Origin of the sequence: Haladaptatus sp. DJG-WS-42, assembly GCF_037198285.1 — an archaeon.
Taxonomy (GTDB): domain Archaea; phylum Halobacteriota; class Halobacteria; order Halobacteriales; family Halococcaceae; genus QDMS2.
On sequence record NZ_CP147243.1, the window covers coordinates 1,312,515 to 1,329,886 of the forward strand.

Below are 17,372 nucleotides of genomic sequence, written 5' to 3' on the forward strand. Positions count from 1 at the left end.
CTCAGGCTCCAGACGAGAGCAGTTTGTTGAGCGCGGTAACCTGCTCGCGCGTGCCGAGGGCGACGAGATAGTCGCCGGGCTCGATGGTCGTCTCAGGGCCGGGGTTCGGGATGGTGTCTTCGCCGCGTTGGATGGCGATGACGGAGGCTCCCGTCGTTGCGCGAATGCCGGAGTCAGCGAGCGTTTTTCCGGCGAGCGGCGAGTATTCGGGAACCGACTCCCAGTTGATGATGGCGTTTCCGAGGGGGACAGAGAGGTTTTCGACGGCGACCGACTCGAAGTACGCGCCTTCGAGAATCGCGCCGAACTGGCGGGCGCGCTGGCTGTCTAAGTCGAACAGTTTTTGGCTATCAGCATCCGGATTCGGCCGATAGAACACCTCTCGGCGACCGTCGTGGTGGATAAGCGTGATGAGTCGCGCATCACCGCCAACCTCCAATTCGAATTTCCGTCCCACACCCGGGATATCAGATTCGTAAACCGTCATACGAGAGCCTTCGCAGGAGAGACCAATAAGCAGTCGGCCACTTTCACCCCGCTACACGAACCCTTAACCGAGGGCACGCCAAATTTTCGTAAAATGGCGGCGACCGACCAGCAAGCCTACGTAGACCACCCGATGCTCGTCCCGTCGGTCATCGAGCGCAGACTGTATCAAATCGAACTCGCGGGCGACGCCCAATCGGACCATACGCTTGTGTGCCTGCCAACCGGCCTCGGGAAGACCACGGTGAGCCTCCTCGTCACCGCCCAACGCCTCCAGCAACACGGCGGCAAGTCCGTGTTGCTCGCGCCGACGAAGCCGCTCGTCCAGCAGCACGCCGAGTTCTATCGGATGGCCCTCGACATCCCCGACGAGGAGGTCGTCGTGTTCACGGGCGAGGTGCGCCCCGACGACCGCGTCTCCCTCTGGCAGGACGCAACAATCATCATCGCCACCCCACAGGTCATCGAAAACGACCTCGTCGGCAGTCGAATTTCACTCGCTGACGTAACCCACCTCACCTTCGACGAGTGCCACCGCGCGACCGGTGACTACGCCTACTGCTACATCGCAGAGCGGTATCACGCAGATGCCGATGAGCCACTCGTGACGGGCATGAGCGCGTCGCCGGGCGGCGATTCAGAGGAAATCCTCACCGTCTGTCAGAACCTCGGCCTCTCGAATGTGGCCGTGAAAGGCGAGGGCGATTCTGACGTAGACGAGTACACCCACGACACGGAAGTCGAGTGGAAAAACGTCCAAGTGCCGAAGGAAATTTTGGAAATCCGCGACGGGATGAACGAGGTGGTCAAAGACCGTCTGGAGAAGCTGAAACAGCTTGGCGTCCTGAAATCCGCGCGTGTGGACATTTCGAGGAAGGAGCTGTTCGCCGCCCAAAAGGAACTCCAGAAACTCATCCGCAACGACCAGTCTGAGGGGTACAAAGGGATGAGCGTTCACGCCGAGGTGATGAAGCTGAAACACGCCGTCGAAGTCGTCGAATCCCAAGGCGTCGAATCGCTCATCGCCTACTTCGAACGGCTGCGTAACGAGGCGCGGTCGTCAGGCGCGTCGAAAGCCAGCCAGCGACTCGTCTCCGAGCCGAAAATCCGCGAGGCGATGCGGAAAGCCCGCGAGTACGACGGCCTGCACCCGAAACTCTCCCAAACGCGGATGCTGATAGCAGAGACTCTCGGTATCAAAGACGGCGAGCGCGTCATCGTGTTCACCGAGTACCGCGACACCGCAGAGACGCTCGTGGAGTTCCTCTCTGCGCACTTCTCGGTGCGAAAGTTCGTCGGCCAAGGTGACCGCGAGGGCTCCGACGGGATGACCCAAAAAGAGCAACAAGAGACGCTCGACGCCTTCCGCGGCGGCGAGTTCGAGGTGCTCGTCTCCACGTCCGTCGCAGAGGAAGGCTTAGACGTGCCGGAAGTCGACTTGGTGCTGTTCTACGAACCTGTTCCGAAGGGGATTCGCTCGATTCAGCGCAAAGGCCGGACCGGGCGGCAGGCAGAGGGCCGCGTCGTCGTGCTCATCGCCAAGAACACGCGCGACGAGGCCTTTTTCTGGAAGTCTCGACAGGAAGAGTCGAAGATGCAAGACGAGTTGCAGAAGCTGAAAGGCATCGTCGCAGACATCGAAACGGAACTTGGCCAACACGCGCTGAGCGAGTTTGCGAGCGCGGAGACCGGCAAAGAGAGCGCGGCGGTGAAAGCCGAGGCAAACGGCGGGAGCGAGGCGAAAAAGAACGTGCAGCCCGCGCTGACTGACTTTGCAGAGGCAAAGAAAGAGGGCGGCGAAGACGACGAAGCCGAACCCGAGAAAGACGTGCCGCGGGCGGGCGGCATCGAAGACGAGGACGTGGTCGAAATCGTCGCCGACCAGCGCGAACTCGATTCGACCATCGCCCGCGACCTCTCGAAGCGCGACGGCGTGAAAATCCGTTTAGAGACGCTCGAAGTCGGCGATTACGTGCTTTCAGACCGCGTCGTCGTCGAGCGAAAATCGGTCTCTGATTTCCTCGATACCCTGACCGGAGGCGACCGCTCGATGTTCGAGCAGGTGGGCGACGCGGCGCGCTACTACGGCCGCCCCGTCGTCATCATCGAAGGCGATAATTTGTACGGCGAGCGCAACGTCCACCCGAACGCGATTCGCGGCGCGCTTGCCTCGCTCGCCATCGATTTCGGCGCGAGCGTGCTGCGCACTGAAGACCAGAAAGACACGGCTGACCTGCTCCAAGTGATTGCCTCTCGCGAGCAGCAAACCGAACAGCGCGAGGTGCGCGTCCACGGCAAGAAGACGAAGAAAACGCTCACCGAACAACAGGAGTACGTCGTCGCGTCGATTGCCGACATCGGCCCGGTCACGTCGCGGGCGTTACTGGCTGACTTCGGGACAGTCGAAGCCGTCATGGAAGCCACCGAAGCGGAGTTGATGGAAGTGAAGGGCGTTGGCAAGGTGACGGCCGAACGGATTCGAGAAGTGGTGGGCAGCGACTACAAATCGAAGCAGAACTAGCGGCCCGCTTTTTTGACGGCGGCGAGCGCATCTGCGGCTTCGTGGGCGGCTTCGAGATACTCTTTCGTACGCCCGACATCGTCTTCCTGTTCTGCGGCTTCAGTGAGTTTCGTGAGCGTGCGGACGAGCGATTGTTGGGCCTGGGTGAGGTCTGCGGTTTGCGTGGCAGGTGAATTCTGTGGTGTTGACTGCGGGGGCGCACGGGCGATTTCGGTCGCCTGCTCGCCGAGGTCGTCCATCGCGGATTCGGCGGCTTGCTGGGCCGCTTCGAGCTCATTTGCTTTCGCCTCGGCGGCCGCCTGTTCGACGGGGTGTGCGCCGTTTTCGGCTTCAGGTTGTGGTTGGGTGGATTGGTCGGCTTGCGATTGTTGTGTCTGCTGGTTTTGTTGTGCCTGCTGCGCCTGTGCGTCGCGTGCGTCCTGTTTGTTGCCTTCGCAGGTGGCACAGAACTCTTGGCCCTGATAGCGGAAGATGGGGTCGCCACAGGTGTCACAGTGCTTGTTGGTCATCGTCGCGCCCTTGAGCAACAGCTCGCTCATGCGTTCGGTCTCTTTGCGGTTCGCCTCGTCCTTCTTGAACTGTTCGCGGAGGCGTTGGCGTTCTGCCTCTTTGTCGAACCCACTCATACTCGACTGCACGCACGCTATCTCAAAAAGGCCTCCGGCGAAGTTTGCGGCGACATTTTCCCGCAAGAAGGCCACGGTTTCGAAGCGTTTAACCCGGAAACAGAGAGTGATTCAGGTATTATGGCGAAAGTTAGCATAGTCGGTGCTGCTGGCACGGTCGGCGCCGCCGCCGGGTACAACCTCGCGCTTCGTGACGTGGTAGACGAACTCGTCTTCGTGGACATCCCGAAGATGGAAGACAAGACGGTCGGGCAGGCGGCCGACACGAACCACGGCATCGCGTACGACTCGAACACGCGCGTCGTCCAGGGCGACTACGCGGCCACGGAAGGCTCCGACGTCGTCGTCGTTACGGCTGGCATCCCACGCAAACCGGGCCAGACCCGCATCGACCTCGCGGGCGACAACGCGCCCATCATGGAGGACATCGGCTCCTCGCTCGCCGAGTACAACGACGACTTCATCAGCGTCACCACGTCGAACCCGGTTGACCTGCTGAACCGCCACCTCTACGAGACCGGCGACCGCGCCCGCGAGCAAGTCATCGGCTTCGGTGGGCGCCTCGACTCCGCGCGCTTCCGCTACGTCCTCTCAGAGCGCTTCGACGTGCCCGTCAAAAACGTCGAAGCCACCATCCTCGGTGAGCACGGCGACGCACAGGTTCCGGTTTTCTCGAAAGTCCGCATCAACGGCGCAGACCCCGAGTTCTCGAGCGACGAGAAAGACGAGATTCTCGCAGACTTAAAAGAGTCCGCGATGAACGTCATCGAGCGCAAGGGCGCAACCCAGTGGGGTCCCGCAACGGGCGTTGCCCACATGGTCGAAGCCATCCTCTACGACACTGGCGCAGTGCTCCCCGCGAGCGTCGCCCTCGACGGCGAGTACGGCCACGACGACGTCGGCCTCGGCGTGCCGGTCAAACTCGGCTCGAACGGCGTCGAAGAAATCGTCGACTGGGACCTCAACGAGCTCGAACGCGAGCAGCTCGGTGCGGCCGCAGACAAGCTCTCTGAGCAGTACCAGAAAATCAGCTAAGCCGGTTTACCCTGCCAGTTTTTTCGCGCCCACGCCAGTGAGTGTCGACGCTCAAATCTGGCGCTGGTCGTCGGTTCTGGTGTGTGGCTCGTCCGGAACGGGCACGCCAATGAGCGCGGCCCATTCTTCGAGATGCCGGTGTTCGCGTCGCTGTGCCATTCTCCCACCTAGCCAAGGTACGTTCAGCCGAGAATATAATTGTTTTGTCAATTCACCCGAGACGAGTCTGACAGCCGTCGGTCACGGCGAGGAGAGAACGCCAAGACAAAGAGGGTGAAACCAGCGTCTCAGGGGATGAGCTGTTCGCCATCGTCGTCGTAAATTTTAATGGCGTCAACCGGACAGACGCGCGCGGCGAACTTGGCATCGAACTCTTCGCCTGCTGGTACGTCGCGGACAAAAATGTCCTCATCTTCTTCCTCACCCTCAAGCAGGTCTGCTTTGCCCGCCGTCTCGTCGCGGGCGAACCCTTCCTCCCACTCGGCAACGCACTGGAACATGCCAATGCAGGTATCGCGGTCGAACTCGACTTTCATGGCCTGCGCTTTGGCCGATTCGGTAATAGGGTTGACGGAGCGGGCGACAGTTTAAACGGCAAGACGCGAGAAAGGAGAGTAATGGATGTCGCGGACCTCACTGGCGTACCCGAGTGGTTTCCCAGCCACTTACAGGACGCCGGAATCGAATCGCTCTACCCGCCACAGGGCGAGGCGGTCGAAGCAGGAATCACGGAGGGGCAGAGCATCGTCGCAAGCGTGCCAACGGCGAGTGGCAAGACGCTCATCGCCCAACTTGGCATGCTCGCAAGCGTCGAACGCGGCGGGAAAGCACTCTATATCGTTCCCCTGCGCGCGCTCGCAAGCGAGAAAAAAGCCGAGTTCGAGCAGTTCGAACAGTACGGCCTCTCGATTGGCGTCTCAACTGGAAATTACGAATCCGACGGCGAGTGGCTCGGCAAGTGCGACATCATCGTCGCCACCAGCGAGAAAGTGGACTCACTCGTCAGAAACGGCGCGCCGTGGATCGACGACCTGAGCTGTGCGGTCGCAGACGAAGTCCACCTCGTCGATGACCGCAGTCGCGGCCCGACGCTCGAAGTCACGCTCGCCAAACTCCGCCAGCGGAATCCCGGCCTGCAAACCGTCGCGCTCTCTGCAACTGTTGGCAACCCCGAAGACATCGCCGAGTGGCTTGACGCGACGCTCATCGACGCCGATTGGCGACCCATCGAACTCCAAAAAGGTGTCCACTACGGACAGGCGCTCCACTTAGAAGACGGCACACAGCGTTCCTTGCCAGTGAGAAACGGCGAGAAACCGACCGCCGCGATCGTCAAAGACACGCTCGCAGACGAGGGTTCGACGCTCGTGTTCGTCAACTCACGACGAAATGCCGAAGCCGCGGCGAGACGGCTCGCGGGCGCAGTCGAAGACTTCCTCGGCGCAGAAGAACGCCGGAAACTCGCGGAACTCGCCAAAGAGATTCGCGACATCTCCGACACTGAGACGAGCGACAACCTCGCAGACGCGGTGAAAAAAGGCGCGGCGTTCCACCACGCCGGGCTGACGAACGAACACCGGACGGCCGTCGAAGACGCCTTCCGCGATAGACTCATCAAGGTCGTCTCTGCGACGCCGACGCTCGCCGCCGGGGTGAACACACCGAGTCGTCGCGTCATCGTGCGTGACTGGCGACGCTACGACGGCACGCTCGGCGGGATGAAACCGCTCTCGGTGCTCGAAGTCCACCAGATGTGTGGCCGTGCGGGCAGGCCGGGACTCGACCCCCACGGCGAAGCCGTCTTACTCGCAAACTCGCACGACGAACTCGACGAGCTGTTCGACCGCTACATCTGGACGGGGCCGGAAAACGTGCGCTCGAAGTTGGCCGCCGAGCCCGCAATGCGCACCCACATCCTCGCCACCGTCGCCTCCGGGTTCGCAGACTCCTGGCAGGGCCTGCTCGACTTTTTAGACCAGACGCTGTACGCGACCCAGACGACAGAACAGGGGCGCATCGAGCAGGTGCTCGACAACGTCCTCGACTACCTCGAAGTGAACGGTTTTCTCGAACGCGAGGGCGACGATATGTTCGCCACGAGCATCGGCCACACCGTCTCGCGGCTGTACGTAGACCCGATGAGCGCCGCAGAAATCATCGACGGGCTTCGGGCGACCGACGAGCGCCCGACCGCCTTTGGGCTGTACCACCTCGTGAGCCGGACGCCAAACATGTACCAACTCTACTTGCGCTCGGGTGACCGCGAGCAGTACACAGAGGAGTCCTACGAGCGCGAACGCGAGTACCTCGGACGGATGCCAAGCGAGTTCGACGCCGGGGAGTTCGAGGACTGGCTCTCGGCGCACAAGACCGCCCGCATGATGGAAGATTGGGCGAGCGAGGAGGACGAAGACCGCATCACCGACCGCTACGGCATCGGACCGGGTGACATTCGCGGGAAGGTCGAAACTGCGGATTGGTTGCTCGGCGCGGCGGAGCGGCTCGCGGGCGAACTCGACTTACAGTGGGCCCCCGCCATCCGCGAGGCCAGAAAGCGCGTCCAGTACGGTGTGGGCGAAGAACTCCTCGACCTCGCGGGCGTTCGCGGCGTGGGGCGAAAACGCGCCCGGCGACTCTACGAGGCTGGAATCACGACGCGTGCTGAGTTGCGCAACGCCGACAAAGCCGTCGTGCTCGGAGCGCTTCGTGGGCGGCGCAAGACGGCCGAAAACATCCTCGAAAACGCGGGCCGACAGGACGCGTCGATGAACGGCGTTGACCCCGACGCCGAAGCGAAAGCCCGCGTGACGCGAGCCACCGGCGGCGATGACACCGATGACACCGAAGAAGACCAAGCGACGTTTGGTGATTTCTGATGCGGATAGTCGAAGGAACTGCAATCATTGATGACATCACCGGGTTCGTCACTCGACTCCAGGACATCGGCGCAGCAACCGGGTGTACGATTCAGGCGTTCGACGCGCGCTACGTCGTGAGCGAAGCCCATCTCCGGCGGGCGGTCGAACTCGCAGACCGAGCCTTCGACCGCGGCGAGAACGTCGCCGACGACCGAGCGGTCGAGATTCTGCTCTACGTCGCCGCACGACGCCAGATAAATCGGGCGCTCGAAGTGGGCGCGAATGAAGGCGAGTGCGACCTCGTCGTTTTGGTGGTCGAAGACAGAACCGGTGACGAAACGGCCGCGGCAAGTGCGGTTGGCGAGTTACTCACCGCGAACGAGACGCTCGGACGCTACGACGAAACGCTCGTCTGCGACGTTTTCGACATCGGTGAGAAAGAGCGTGCTGCCTCGGACGCGTCGCTCGAAGCGCTCGTCCTTGAACGCGTCGCGCTGCTCGACGTGTCGAAGTAACCGGAAAGCGCATTTTTACTGTCACACCGCATACTTGATGGTATGCCAGCGCTCCACGACCCGGTGGCACTCGGAGGTGTCGAGCTACCGAACCGGCTGTATCGCGCGCCACTGCTCGAATGCGCCGGCAGTGGTTCGGACGCACCAGCGATACTGCGCCGAAAGCTCGAACCAGCAGCCGCCTCTGGCGTCTCGCTCATCTTTCAGGGCGCGACAATCGTCCGGGGCGAGGGGGGGTGTGCAGCACCGGGGATGACGCGCGTTCACAACCCGGCGTTCGTTTCGACGCTTTCTGCGGTGACCGACGCGGTTCACGACCACGATGCAAAGATATTCTTGCAACTCGAACACGGCGGCCTTCGGAGCATGGAGACGTGGCACGCGGGCTACCGCGCCAACCATCCGAATCTCACCCAACTCGCGGTGTCGAAGCCCCCACGACTGCTTCGAGCGCTCGACCGGATGGGCGTGTTGTCGTACACTCCACACATCCTTTCGACCGACGAGGTGTACGACTTGGCTCGCGATTTCGGCGAAGCAGCGGGCCACGCCGTCGATGCGGGATACGACGGCATCCACCTCGCCGGGGCGAATATGGGCATCATCCAGCAGTTCCTCTCGCCGTACTACAACCAACGAGACGACGAGTTCGCAGACGGGGTTCGCTTCCTCGAGGCGATGTGCGACGAGATACGCACGCACGCGGGAGACGTGCCACTCGTGACGAAAATACCGGCGGAAACGGCAGCGCCGTGGTTTGTTCGGCGGAAGCTATCGTTCGAGGACGGTGTTGAAATGGCTCGAAAGGCGGCTGACCTCGGCTTTGACGCGCTCGTGCCAGTCGAGGTTTCGACGTTCTGGGACATGAGCATCGTTCGGGGACGGTTCCCGGCGCGAGCATGGCGGCTCGAACAACTCGAATCGGGCTACGAAGAAGCATTCGGCGGGCGCTTGCGGGCGCGGGGAGTCGAGCTTGGAAATCGGCTGCAAGCCCGTCGGTTTGCCGATGCAGAGGGGTGGAACGAATCGTTCTGTCGGGCGGTTCGTGCGGCGGTCGATGTGCCCGTGCTCATGGAAGGTGGCGTGCGAACGCGCCCACAGATCGACCGTCTGCTTTCTTCGGGTGCGTGTGACATGGTCGGGATGGCGCGGCCGTTCTACGCAGAGCCGCGACTGGCGGCGCGCCTGCTTTCCGATGGGGAGAGCGCGGTGGTGTGTGAGAGTTGCAACAACTGTACCGTCCCGCAGGTGACGGGTGCGGACGGGGTGTGTCGGACGCCGAGCGTCCTCAGACGGCGCGGCGAATTCGAGCGGGCGGGCGCGTACGACCGAACATAGCCGCTTCCAAAAGCCTGATACCTCGTGGTTTCGGAGACCTCTTCAGATGAATCTGTCTTCAGCGACAGCAAAGCGCGTCTCGCTTCCGGTCGAAGGCGAGCGCGTCGATGTCCGATATTTCGAGGCTGGCGAGGGGCCACCGGTCGTGTTGCTCCACGGCATCGGCCTCGACGCCGCCGCCGTCTCGTGGCGACACACCCTCCCGGCGTTGGCAGCGACCCACCGCGTCTACGCGCTTGATTTCCCCGGTCACGGCGAGAGTGAAAAGCCGCGTCGGTGCTATACGACCGCGTACTACCGCGAGGTGCTGTCGGCGTTTTTAGATGACCTCGATATCGAGGCGCCGACGCTCGTCGGCATCTCGATGGGCGGGGCGGTGGCGCTCGGGCACGCGCTTGAAGAGGATGTCGAGAACCTCGTACTCGTGAACAGCCACGGGCTTGGCCGCGACGCACCATGGCGATTCTCAGCGTCGGTGGCGCTCTGGACACCCGGTTTTGGCCCGCTTTGGTGGGCCGGGACGACCGGCACGCGGCTGTCGGTTAGAGAGAGTCTGCGCCAGTTCACCAATAGCGCGTCCCCTGAGTTCGTCGAAGATGTGTACGAAGCAGCCAAAGACCCGGCTGTTGGCGAGACGCTGTCGAGTTGGCAGCGCAGTGAGTTCTTGATTACTGGGTTTCTCACGAATCACGTAGGCGAATTAGCCGAGGTTGACGTCCCAACGCTGGTGGTTCACGGCGAGGACGACCCGTTGTTTCCGGTGCGCTGGTCGGCGCGCGCAGCCGAGCAGATTCCGAAGAGTTCACTCTCGGTGTTCGAAGACTGTGGCCACTGGCCGCCCCGAGAGCGGCCAGCCGCGTTCAATGAAGTGATCCAGTCGTTTTTACAGGCAGAACCGGAAGCTGCCCCGAATTAGGCGTCTGGACGTTTATCGAGGAGGACGACGGCTTCGCCGTCGACGATGGTGTCGTCGTCGTCGGTGACGACGGTCGAGAGTCGGTAGCGGTAGTCGCCGAGGTCTTCGACGATTTCTACTTCCGCAGTGATGCGGTCGCCGATGCGGATTGGGTTGCGGAACTCAACGTCCTGTGAGAGATAGATGACCAGCCCGGGGAGGCGGGCAAGGGCGGCGCTGATGAGGCCCGCGGCGAGCGTCCCGTGGACGATGCGGCCCTTGAACCGTGTCTTCTCTGCGTAGGGTTTGTCGAGGTGGAGGCGGTTTGTGTCACCGCTCGCGCGAGCGAACTCGATAACATCGTTCTCCGAGATGGTTTTGGTGAAGCGAACTTTGTCACCGATGTCGAGGGCGTCGCGGTGGTCGGCGGTGACTTCGACGTCCCAGCCGTCGAGGTCTATCCCGGCGAGGGCGTGTACGTCTTCGTCGTCCGGTGTCGCTGTCGCGCCGTTGGTCGGCACGGTTGGAACCCCAAAGGCGGCGAGGGTGGCCCGGTTTGCCTCTAGCGCGCTGTTAAACAGTCGAGTAGATGTTTTCATCCACGTTTCAGCCAAAGACTGATGCCGCGGTTCAGAACTCATTGATACTTGCGATTCGTTCTCACACATCATAAAGTATTGTGTTGAGATGCACAATTCAGACCACCCAATACCATTTGATGGTACTGGATGGTATTGACAGTAATCTTTATCCCTTCGGAGGGTGTAGGTGGTGATGAGCAATGACCGAGAATGACGAGATGATGTGGACGCCGGCGCAGTTTGCCCGGCAGTTCCAGCAGGCGAGCCAGCAGGCACTCGACCAACAGCAGGACTACGTACAGTCCATGTTCGGGTCGAGCACGGGGTCGGGGCTTTCCGGTCTTTCGCAGCTTGGCGCGATGAGTATGGGCATGGCGACGTTCAAGACCCGTGTCCAGAGCGGGGGGCGCATCAGCATCCCCGACGCGGAGCGCGAGGCGCTCGATATCCAAGAAGGCGACATCGTTCAAACCGTCGTCATTCCGGTCAAACGCAACAGAGAGGACTAATCATGAGTCAATACACCACGCCCGTTTCGGCAGCATTCGAGATGCAGCGCACGATGATCAACCAGAGCCAGCGCATGGCAGAGCAGTCCGTTGCCTTCCAGAAGAGCATGGGTGAGCTCTTCCTCAACGGCTTAGAGAGCCAGAAGTCCGCCCAGCAGTCGGGCGTTGCCTTCACGAAGGCCGCACTCCACAGCTACTTCGACGCCATCGAGGCGACGATTCCTGGCTCCCGCGGCAACGTAGCGCAGGTCCGCGACATCGTTGACGAGCAGTTCGAGACGCTCACCGAAGGGCACTCCGAGCTCTACGACGGCGTCGAACAAGAGTTCGAGCGCAGCCTCGAAAACTACGATGAGCTCTCAGAAGAGTACCTGAACGCGCTCAACGAGCAGACGAAGCTCGTCCTCGAGAACGCAGAGGACATGGAGTCACAGACGGTCGAAGCCGTCGAACGCTTCGAGTCCCAAGCAGAAGAGTTCCAGGAGCAGGCGCGCGAGCAGCTCGACGCCTAATTCGGCGAATCACTTTTCACCGCGGTCACCCGATTATTTATCATGAGTAACATGAGCCAAAACGACATGCAAGCACAGTGGAGTCAATTCGTAGAACAGTGGAACGAGAGCGTCTCGCGCTCGTTCGAGCAGAACATGGAAGCGCAGTCTGCGTTTATGGACGCCTGGGCCGACGCCTTCGAGGGCTCCGTCCCCGACGAAGACCAATTGAATCAGGGTATGAAAGGCTATACCCGGGCCTACGAGGTCTGGATGGACGCCGCAGAGCGCATGATGACCCGCGCAGGCGACGTCGCCGAAGGCGAAGACGTCGACGCGACCGAGTTCCGCGACATCTGGCTCCAGAGCGCGAACAAGGCGTTCAAAGAAGTCATGAGCACCTCGGCGTTCGCTGCTGGCACCGGCCAGTTCGTCGAGACGATGATGGAAGCGCGAAAGCAGGCAGACGCCGCGAGCGAAGAAGCCCTCCAAGAATGGGGCTTTGCTACCCGCAGTGACGTGATGGAAGTCGGCGAGCGCCTCGTCGAACTCGAACGCCGCCAACAGCGCGTCGAAGACAAGTTAGACCAGCTCCTAGAGGAGAACTGAGATGGCCTATACGAACCCGCTCGCAGCGACACTCGACCTCCAGCGCCGCGCCTTCGAAGCCGCGACACAGGGGTTTGAAAAGGGCGAAATCGCCCCCGAACAGCTAGAGCGAATGCTCGAAGTGGACGTGGGCGAGACCCCGAGCGAGGTCGTCTACACGGAGAACAAACTCGAACTGCTCCACTACGAGTCGCGCACCGACGAACAGCACAAGGTGCCAATCCTCATCGTGTACGCGCTCATCAACCGGCCGTACATCTTAGACCTCCAGCCAGACCGCAGCGTGGTTCGCCACCTGCTCGATGCAGGTCACGACGTGTACCTCATCGACTGGAACGAACCGTCCCGGATGGACGCCCACCTGACGCTCGACGACTACGTCAACCGCTACATCGAAAACTGCGTGGACGTGGTGCGCGAGCGCGCCGAGCAAGACTCGATTAACATCCTCGGCTACTGCATGGGCGGCACCATGAGCGCGATGTACGCCGCACTCCACCCCGAAAAGGTGCGGAACCTCGGGCTGATGGCCGCGGGACTGTGCTTCCGCGACACCGGCGGCGTCCTCGAAATGTGGGGCGACGAGAAGTACTACTCGCCGTCTGACGTGACCGACACGTTTGGCAACATGCCAAGCGACATGCTCGACATCGGCTTCGCGCTGATGGACCCCGTTGACAACTACGTCAACAAGTACGTCCGCCTGTTCGATAATCTCGAAAACGAAGACTTCATCGAGAACTTCGGCCGGATGGAGCAGTGGCTCTCTGACGGCATCGACGTTGCCGGAAAGACCTACGTCCAGTTCTTAGAGGATATCTACCAGCAGAACAAGCTCTACAAAAACGAGCTTGAGCTGAACGGCACGCGCGTCAACTTAGAGAACATCGACATGCCCGTGCTCCAAATCATGGGCGAGTACGACCACCTCATCCCACCGGAGTCCTCAAAACCGTTCAACGACGTCATCGGCAGCGACGACACCGAGACGTTCGAGTTCCCGACGGGCCACATCGGCCTCTCGGTCTCGGGCAGTTCGCACCGCGACCTCTGGCCGCGCGTGAGCGAGTGGTACCTTGAGCGCTCGCAGGTCGAAGAAGTCGACGACGAACCGGAAGCAGCCGAGCCGGAAGCTGAAGAACCTGTGGCTGAAGAATCGGACGCCGACGCAGAAGCAGAATCGGCAGACGAACCGATGGACGAAGACGAAGCAGCGACCATCGAAATCGAAGACACCGGAGACGCAGACACCCAGCAGTCGAGTCTCGTCGCCGAGGACGACGCAGCACCGGATGTCGAAACCGTAGACGGCATCGGCCCAACGTACGCAGACCGCCTGCGCGCGGCCGGTATCACGACGGTGACCGACCTCGCCGTCGCAGACGTAGAGACGCTTGCGGAGATTGCAGAGGTCTCTGTCTCGCGGGCTGAGTCCTGGAAAGACCAACTCTAAGCAATTCATTTCTTTTCTGCCCCCGAAGTGTGAGCTATGCTCACAAACCAAACCTGTCTAGTGACGGGGAGCTCTCGGGGCATCGGTCGTGGGATTGCGCTCGATTTGGCGAGCCACGGCGCAACGGTCGTCGTGAACTATCGGTCGGGTGAGGCCGAGGCGGCGGGTGTGGTCGAGGAGATTGAAGCGAACGGCGGAACCGCCGTCGCGATGCAGTGTGACGTCTCTGCGTACGACGAGGTCGCCGCGTTGTGCAAGCGCGTCCACGACCGCGTTGGCCCCATCGACGTGCTCGTGAACAACGCGGGCATCACCATCGACAAGACGTTCACCAACATGACCCGCGAAGACTGGGACCGCGTCATGGACGTGAACTTAGGTGGAGTGTTCAACTGCACGAACTGCTTTTTCGACGACTTGCTCGATGCAGAGCACGGCCGACTCATCAACATCTCGAGCGTCGTTGGTCAGCAGGGGAACTACGGGCAGGCGAACTATGCGACGACCAAGAGTGGCCTGTTTGGGTTCACCCGGACGATTGCCCTCGAAATGGCGCGGTCTGGGTCGACAGCAAACTGCGTTGCACCGGGCTTCGTCAAGACCGACATGCTCGACATCGTCCCGTCGGAGGTTCAAGAGAAAATCCTCACGCGCATCCCCTTGGGCCGGTTCGCCAGCGTCGAGGACATCACTGGAATGGTGAGCTACGTGGCGAGTCCGAAATCCTCGTACATGACCGGGCAGGTGCTCTCGGTCAACGGCGGCATGGACTGGTAGTGGCGTTCGCGCGGTGGCTCACAGCGGAGCTTTTTTGCGGGTGGTTGTCTCCACTAAGCCATGCGAGTGAGTGTCATCGGCGGAAGCACGGTGGACGACGCGACCTACGAAGCCGCCGTCGAAGTCGGCAGAGAGCTCGGGCGACGCGGCCATACGGTCATCTGTGGTGGGCTCGGTGGCGTGATGGAAGCCGTCTGTCGCGGCGCGCGCGAGGAGGGTGGACACACGATTGGCATTCTCTCGGGGTCAGACCCGACCGCGGCAAACGAATACGTTGAAACAGCGCTCGCGACGGGCTTGGGAAACGCCCGAAATGTCCTCGTTGTGATGAACGGGACGGGCGTCATCGCAATCGACGGTCATTACGGAACCCTGTCAGAAATCGCCCACGCGCTTGATTTCGGGAAACCCGTCTGTGGACTCAATACGCATGATATCGAGGGAATTGAATCGGTGGAGTCACCAGAACGGGTCGTTTCGCGCCTCGAACAGATTGTCTTGTGATGGGAAGTCGAGAGAAAAAGGTAATGTATCTGTCCAGCAGAGTATACCAAAGGAGATGACTGTTCGGATTGGAAATGTGACAGAGGTGTGCAATGAGCGGCAGTGAAAACGCCACTAGTGACGCAGATTTCCACGACGCCGTTGAGTCACTCGAGCAGTTGGGGCTGACGACCTACGAGGCAAAGGTGTTCATCACCCTCCAGCGCCTGCGGACGGGGACCGCCCGCGAGGTAAACGACGCGACGAGCGTGCCGCGCTCGCAGGTGTACGCCACCGCAGAGAGCCTCGAATCACAAGGACTCGTCGAGATTCAACAATCGAATCCGATTACGTACAAGCCCGTAGACATCACGCAGGCCCGCGAACTGCTCACCGAACGCTTCGAGCGCGAGCAAAATCGCGCGTTCAGCTACGTCGAGCAGGCGATTTCAGAGGGGACGGGCATCGAAGAGCGCGAAGACATCTGGACGATAAGCGGGGCGGCGCGCATCAACAATCGCGCGGTGAATCTCATCGAGACGGCGGACGACCGCCTCATCCTCGGAACGGGCGACACCCGCCACTTCCCGCCTGAGGTGTGTGAAGCGCTCGCATCGGCCGCCGCACGCGGGGTTTCGGTCAGCGTACTCAGCGACGATGACGGCGTCAACGAGATTGCAAGCGACCTTGGCGTGAGCACGGAACCCGCGCGTGGCTATCGGCCAAGCGACGACCAGACCGGGCGGATCTTGCTCGGCGACGACGACATTATCCTACTCTCCGTGTCCGCCCACCGCTCGGGCGAAGAAGCGGGCCTCTGGAGTGCGGACACCGAGTTTGCGACTATTCTCATGCAGGTTGTCGAAGCCGGGCTGTACGAAGGGTTCTGACGCTGGCCATCGCCAAAAAATCCGCCATCGGCAACTACTTTGCACCGGAAACGAGTGACTGTGTACCAATGGCATACGAGACGCTTCTCGTTGAGCGCGACGCTGGTCGTGTCACCGTAACGCTGAACCGCCCAGAGAAACTGAACGCGATGACCGGCGAGATGTTCGTCGAGTTGCGCGCGCTGTTTCGGGAGTTAGCAGACGACGACGTAGACGTGGTGACGATTCGCGGCGCGGGTGAGCACTTCTCTGCGGGCGTGGACATGTCCGGCGTCCCCGAGTGGGCAGAGCAGAAGCCAATCGACGTGCGCGACAACCTCGAAGTCGTCCACGACGCGCTTAGAAGCTTAGAAGCGCTCGACGCGCCCATCATCGCCGCCATCGACGGCTACGCGCTCGGCGGCGGTCTCGAACTCACGCTTGCCTGTGACATCCGCGTGGCGAGCCACCGGGCACAGTTCGGCCTCCCCGAGGCGAACGTCGGCCTCGCGATGGACTTAGGCGGGTCACAGAAACTCCCCGGTATGATCGGCGAAGGGATGACCAAGTGGCTCATCATGACGGGCAAGAACATCGACGCAGACCGCGCCTTTGACGTTGGCCTCGTCGAACAGGTCGCCGAAGAAGGCGAGTTCGACGAAATGGTCGCAGAGTTAGAAGACACGCTCGCAGAAAAGCCGACGTACGTGCTTGGCATCGCAAAGCGCCAAGTCCACTCGGTGCGCCCGCTCAATCTCGATGAGTCGATGAATCAGGCGCTCCACCACGCGCTCACGGCGTATCAAGAAGACGAGACTCAGAAGCTGGTCACCGACTTCTTAGACCGTTAGGATTCGCGGCCAATCATTCCGAGGGCTTTCATCGACAGCACCTTTTCGTCGTCTTGGTTGTACGTCGAGATTTCGTAGTAGACGTCCCCACGCGTCGGGTCGGTTTCTGCGGGCGAGGTTTCGAGCACCTCGATGCGCACGGAGAGGGTGTCGCCCGGCCTGACCGGGCGAAGCCAGCGCAGTTCATCGACGCCCGCCGCGCCGAGGCTTGCGGTTTTGTTCATGAAGTTATCGACGAGCAGGCGCATCGTCACCGAACACGTCTGCCAGCCGCTTGCGATGAGGCCGCCGAACATCGTGTCTTCTGCAGCGGCGGCATCGACGTGGAACGGCTGGGGGTCGTACTCCGTAGCAAAGTCGACGATATCGGCTTCGGTGAGCGTGTAGCTGCCAAATGCAAAGGTTTGGCCCGGTTCGAACTCCTCGAAGGAGGCAGGAATCATGGCACTCGCTTCTCGTCTCTGGCACCTAAAAC

At 61.3% G+C, this 17,372-nt stretch carries 19 protein-coding genes; 14 read left to right on the forward strand and 5 right to left on the reverse strand.

The window, feature by feature from the left end; genetic code table 11:
• Position 1: 1 nt before the first annotated feature.
• Positions 2 to 487 (reverse strand): TrkA C-terminal domain-containing protein, encoded by a 486-nt coding sequence (locus tag V5N47_RS07210; protein ID WP_338730199.1) that lies wholly within the window; start codon positions 485 to 487, stop codon positions 2 to 4.
• 93 nt (positions 488 to 580) lie between these two features.
• Between V5N47_RS07210 and V5N47_RS07215 the strand changes: the two genes are divergently transcribed.
• Entirely contained in the window at positions 581 to 3,007 is a 2,427-nt protein-coding gene (locus V5N47_RS07215; RefSeq protein WP_338730200.1) for a DEAD/DEAH box helicase, read from the forward strand.
• Here V5N47_RS07215 and V5N47_RS07220 read toward each other — a convergent pair.
• Positions 3,004 to 3,633 carry an Sjogren's syndrome/scleroderma autoantigen 1 family protein gene (locus V5N47_RS07220; protein WP_338730201.1) on the reverse strand — a complete coding sequence of 210 codons (630 nt, stop codon included), beginning with the start codon at positions 3,631 to 3,633 and terminating at the stop codon, positions 3,004 to 3,006. The genes V5N47_RS07215 and V5N47_RS07220 overlap by 4 nt on opposite strands.
• Before the next feature lie 120 nt (positions 3,634 to 3,753).
• Here V5N47_RS07220 and mdh point away from each other — a divergent pair, with 120 nt between their 5' ends.
• On the forward strand, positions 3,754 to 4,668 hold the full coding sequence (gene mdh / locus V5N47_RS07225) for a malate dehydrogenase (protein WP_338730202.1): 915 nt from the start codon (positions 3,754 to 3,756) through the stop codon (positions 4,666 to 4,668).
• 287 nt (positions 4,669 to 4,955) lie between these two features.
• On the opposite strand, the gene V5N47_RS07230 is transcribed toward mdh, so the two are convergent.
• Positions 4,956 to 5,204, reverse strand: a complete 249-nt coding sequence (locus V5N47_RS07230) for a ferredoxin (protein WP_338730203.1) — start codon at positions 5,202 to 5,204, stop codon at positions 4,956 to 4,958.
• A gap of 81 nt (positions 5,205 to 5,285) precedes the next feature.
• Between V5N47_RS07230 and V5N47_RS07235 the strand changes: the two genes are divergently transcribed.
• The 4 genes from V5N47_RS07235 to V5N47_RS07250 are packed head-to-tail and all read left to right on the forward strand — an operon-like array spanning position 5,286 to position 10,295.
• Entirely contained in the window at positions 5,286 to 7,544 is a 2,259-nt protein-coding gene (locus V5N47_RS07235) for an ATP-dependent DNA helicase (RefSeq protein WP_338730204.1), read from the forward strand.
• The gene (gene cgi121, locus V5N47_RS07240; protein ID WP_338730205.1) at positions 7,544 to 8,041 is read left to right on the forward strand and encodes a KEOPS complex subunit Cgi121; all 498 of its coding nucleotides are present in this window, start codon (positions 7,544 to 7,546) and stop codon (positions 8,039 to 8,041) included. Before V5N47_RS07235 ends, cgi121 begins: the two co-directional genes overlap by 1 nt.
• Positions 8,042 to 8,083: 42 nt before the next feature.
• Complete coding sequence (locus V5N47_RS07245) at positions 8,084 to 9,379, forward strand: NADH:flavin oxidoreductase (RefSeq protein ID WP_338730206.1); 1,296 nt, start codon at positions 8,084 to 8,086, stop codon at positions 9,377 to 9,379.
• A 46-nt stretch (positions 9,380 to 9,425) separates the two neighbouring features.
• Positions 9,426 to 10,295, forward strand: coding sequence for an alpha/beta hydrolase (locus V5N47_RS07250; RefSeq protein WP_338730207.1), 870 nt, complete (start codon positions 9,426 to 9,428; stop codon positions 10,293 to 10,295).
• Here the strand turns inward: V5N47_RS07250 and V5N47_RS07255 are convergent.
• Positions 10,292 to 10,915 (reverse strand): MaoC family dehydratase, encoded by a 624-nt coding sequence (locus V5N47_RS07255; protein ID WP_338730208.1) that lies wholly within the window; start codon positions 10,913 to 10,915, stop codon positions 10,292 to 10,294. The genes V5N47_RS07250 and V5N47_RS07255 overlap by 4 nt on opposite strands.
• 140 nt (positions 10,916 to 11,055) lie before the next feature.
• Here V5N47_RS07255 and V5N47_RS07260 point away from each other — a divergent pair, with 140 nt between their 5' ends.
• From V5N47_RS07260 to V5N47_RS07295, 8 genes are all read left to right on the forward strand, one after another.
• The gene (locus V5N47_RS07260) at positions 11,056 to 11,364 is read left to right on the forward strand and encodes an AbrB/MazE/SpoVT family DNA-binding domain-containing protein (RefSeq protein WP_338730209.1); all 309 of its coding nucleotides are present in this window, start codon (positions 11,056 to 11,058) and stop codon (positions 11,362 to 11,364) included.
• Positions 11,365 to 11,366: 2 nt separating this feature from the next.
• A complete protein-coding gene (locus tag V5N47_RS07265) occupies positions 11,367 to 11,876 on the forward strand; it encodes a hypothetical protein (protein ID WP_338730210.1) in 510 nt (169 codons plus the stop codon).
• Between the two features lie 42 nt (positions 11,877 to 11,918).
• Entirely contained in the window at positions 11,919 to 12,464 is a 546-nt protein-coding gene (locus V5N47_RS07270; RefSeq protein WP_338730211.1) for a poly(R)-hydroxyalkanoic acid synthase subunit PhaE, read from the forward strand.
• A gap of 1 nt (position 12,465) precedes the next feature.
• Positions 12,466 to 13,917: a class III poly(R)-hydroxyalkanoic acid synthase subunit PhaC gene (gene phaC / locus V5N47_RS07275; RefSeq protein WP_338730212.1), complete on the forward strand. Its 1,452-nt coding sequence runs from the start codon at positions 12,466 to 12,468 to the stop codon at positions 13,915 to 13,917.
• Between the two features lie 36 nt (positions 13,918 to 13,953).
• Entirely contained in the window at positions 13,954 to 14,694 is a 741-nt protein-coding gene (locus V5N47_RS07280; RefSeq protein WP_338730213.1) for a beta-ketoacyl-ACP reductase, read from the forward strand.
• A gap of 60 nt (positions 14,695 to 14,754) precedes the next feature.
• A complete protein-coding gene (locus V5N47_RS07285) occupies positions 14,755 to 15,198 on the forward strand; it encodes a TIGR00725 family protein (protein ID WP_338730214.1) in 444 nt (147 codons plus the stop codon).
• 92 nt (positions 15,199 to 15,290) lie between these two features.
• On the forward strand, positions 15,291 to 16,067 hold the full coding sequence (locus V5N47_RS07290) for a helix-turn-helix domain-containing protein (RefSeq protein ID WP_338730215.1): 777 nt from the start codon (positions 15,291 to 15,293) through the stop codon (positions 16,065 to 16,067).
• 68 nt (positions 16,068 to 16,135) lie between these two features.
• Positions 16,136 to 16,897 carry an enoyl-CoA hydratase/isomerase family protein gene (locus V5N47_RS07295; protein WP_338730216.1) on the forward strand — a complete coding sequence of 254 codons (762 nt, stop codon included), beginning with the start codon at positions 16,136 to 16,138 and terminating at the stop codon, positions 16,895 to 16,897.
• Here V5N47_RS07295 and V5N47_RS07300 read toward each other — a convergent pair.
• The gene (locus V5N47_RS07300; protein WP_338730217.1) at positions 16,894 to 17,340 is read right to left on the reverse strand and encodes a MaoC family dehydratase; all 447 of its coding nucleotides are present in this window, start codon (positions 17,338 to 17,340) and stop codon (positions 16,894 to 16,896) included. The genes V5N47_RS07295 and V5N47_RS07300 overlap by 4 nt on opposite strands.
• Between the last annotated feature and the right edge of the window lie 32 nt (positions 17,341 to 17,372).

Excerpts from the sequence above, each read along its gene's own strand:
- V5N47_RS07235 (WP_338730204.1), top strand. The coding sequence starts at position 5,286 with ATGGATGTCGCGGACCTCACTGGCGTACCCGAGTGGTTTCCCAGCCAC.
- V5N47_RS07255 (WP_338730208.1), bottom strand. The coding sequence starts at position 10,915 with ATGAGTTCTGAACCGCGGCATCAGTCTTTGGCTGAAACGTGGATGAAA.
- V5N47_RS07295 (WP_338730216.1), top strand. The coding sequence starts at position 16,136 with ATGGCATACGAGACGCTTCTCGTTGAGCGCGACGCTGGTCGTGTCACC.
- V5N47_RS07215 (WP_338730200.1), top strand. The coding sequence starts at position 581 with ATGGCGGCGACCGACCAGCAAGCCTACGTAGACCACCCGATGCTCGTC.
- mdh (WP_338730202.1), top strand. The coding sequence starts at position 3,754 with ATGGCGAAAGTTAGCATAGTCGGTGCTGCTGGCACGGTCGGCGCCGCC.
- V5N47_RS07210 (WP_338730199.1), bottom strand. The coding sequence starts at position 487 with ATGACGGTTTACGAATCTGATATCCCGGGTGTGGGACGGAAATTCGAA.
- V5N47_RS07300 (WP_338730217.1), bottom strand. The coding sequence starts at position 17,340 with ATGATTCCTGCCTCCTTCGAGGAGTTCGAACCGGGCCAAACCTTTGCA.
- V5N47_RS07265 (WP_338730210.1), top strand. The coding sequence starts at position 11,367 with ATGAGTCAATACACCACGCCCGTTTCGGCAGCATTCGAGATGCAGCGC.
- V5N47_RS07220 (WP_338730201.1), bottom strand. The coding sequence starts at position 3,633 with ATGAGTGGGTTCGACAAAGAGGCAGAACGCCAACGCCTCCGCGAACAG.
- V5N47_RS07260 (WP_338730209.1), top strand. The coding sequence starts at position 11,056 with ATGACCGAGAATGACGAGATGATGTGGACGCCGGCGCAGTTTGCCCGG.
- cgi121 (WP_338730205.1), top strand. The coding sequence starts at position 7,544 with ATGCGGATAGTCGAAGGAACTGCAATCATTGATGACATCACCGGGTTC.
- V5N47_RS07245 (WP_338730206.1), top strand. The coding sequence starts at position 8,084 with ATGCCAGCGCTCCACGACCCGGTGGCACTCGGAGGTGTCGAGCTACCG.
- V5N47_RS07290 (WP_338730215.1), top strand. The coding sequence starts at position 15,291 with ATGAGCGGCAGTGAAAACGCCACTAGTGACGCAGATTTCCACGACGCC.
- V5N47_RS07250 (WP_338730207.1), top strand. The coding sequence starts at position 9,426 with ATGAATCTGTCTTCAGCGACAGCAAAGCGCGTCTCGCTTCCGGTCGAA.
- V5N47_RS07285 (WP_338730214.1), top strand. The coding sequence starts at position 14,755 with ATGCGAGTGAGTGTCATCGGCGGAAGCACGGTGGACGACGCGACCTAC.
- V5N47_RS07230 (WP_338730203.1), bottom strand. The coding sequence starts at position 5,204 with ATGAAAGTCGAGTTCGACCGCGATACCTGCATTGGCATGTTCCAGTGC.
- phaC (WP_338730212.1), top strand. The coding sequence starts at position 12,466 with ATGGCCTATACGAACCCGCTCGCAGCGACACTCGACCTCCAGCGCCGC.
- V5N47_RS07280 (WP_338730213.1), top strand. The coding sequence starts at position 13,954 with ATGCTCACAAACCAAACCTGTCTAGTGACGGGGAGCTCTCGGGGCATC.
- V5N47_RS07270 (WP_338730211.1), top strand. The coding sequence starts at position 11,919 with ATGAGTAACATGAGCCAAAACGACATGCAAGCACAGTGGAGTCAATTC.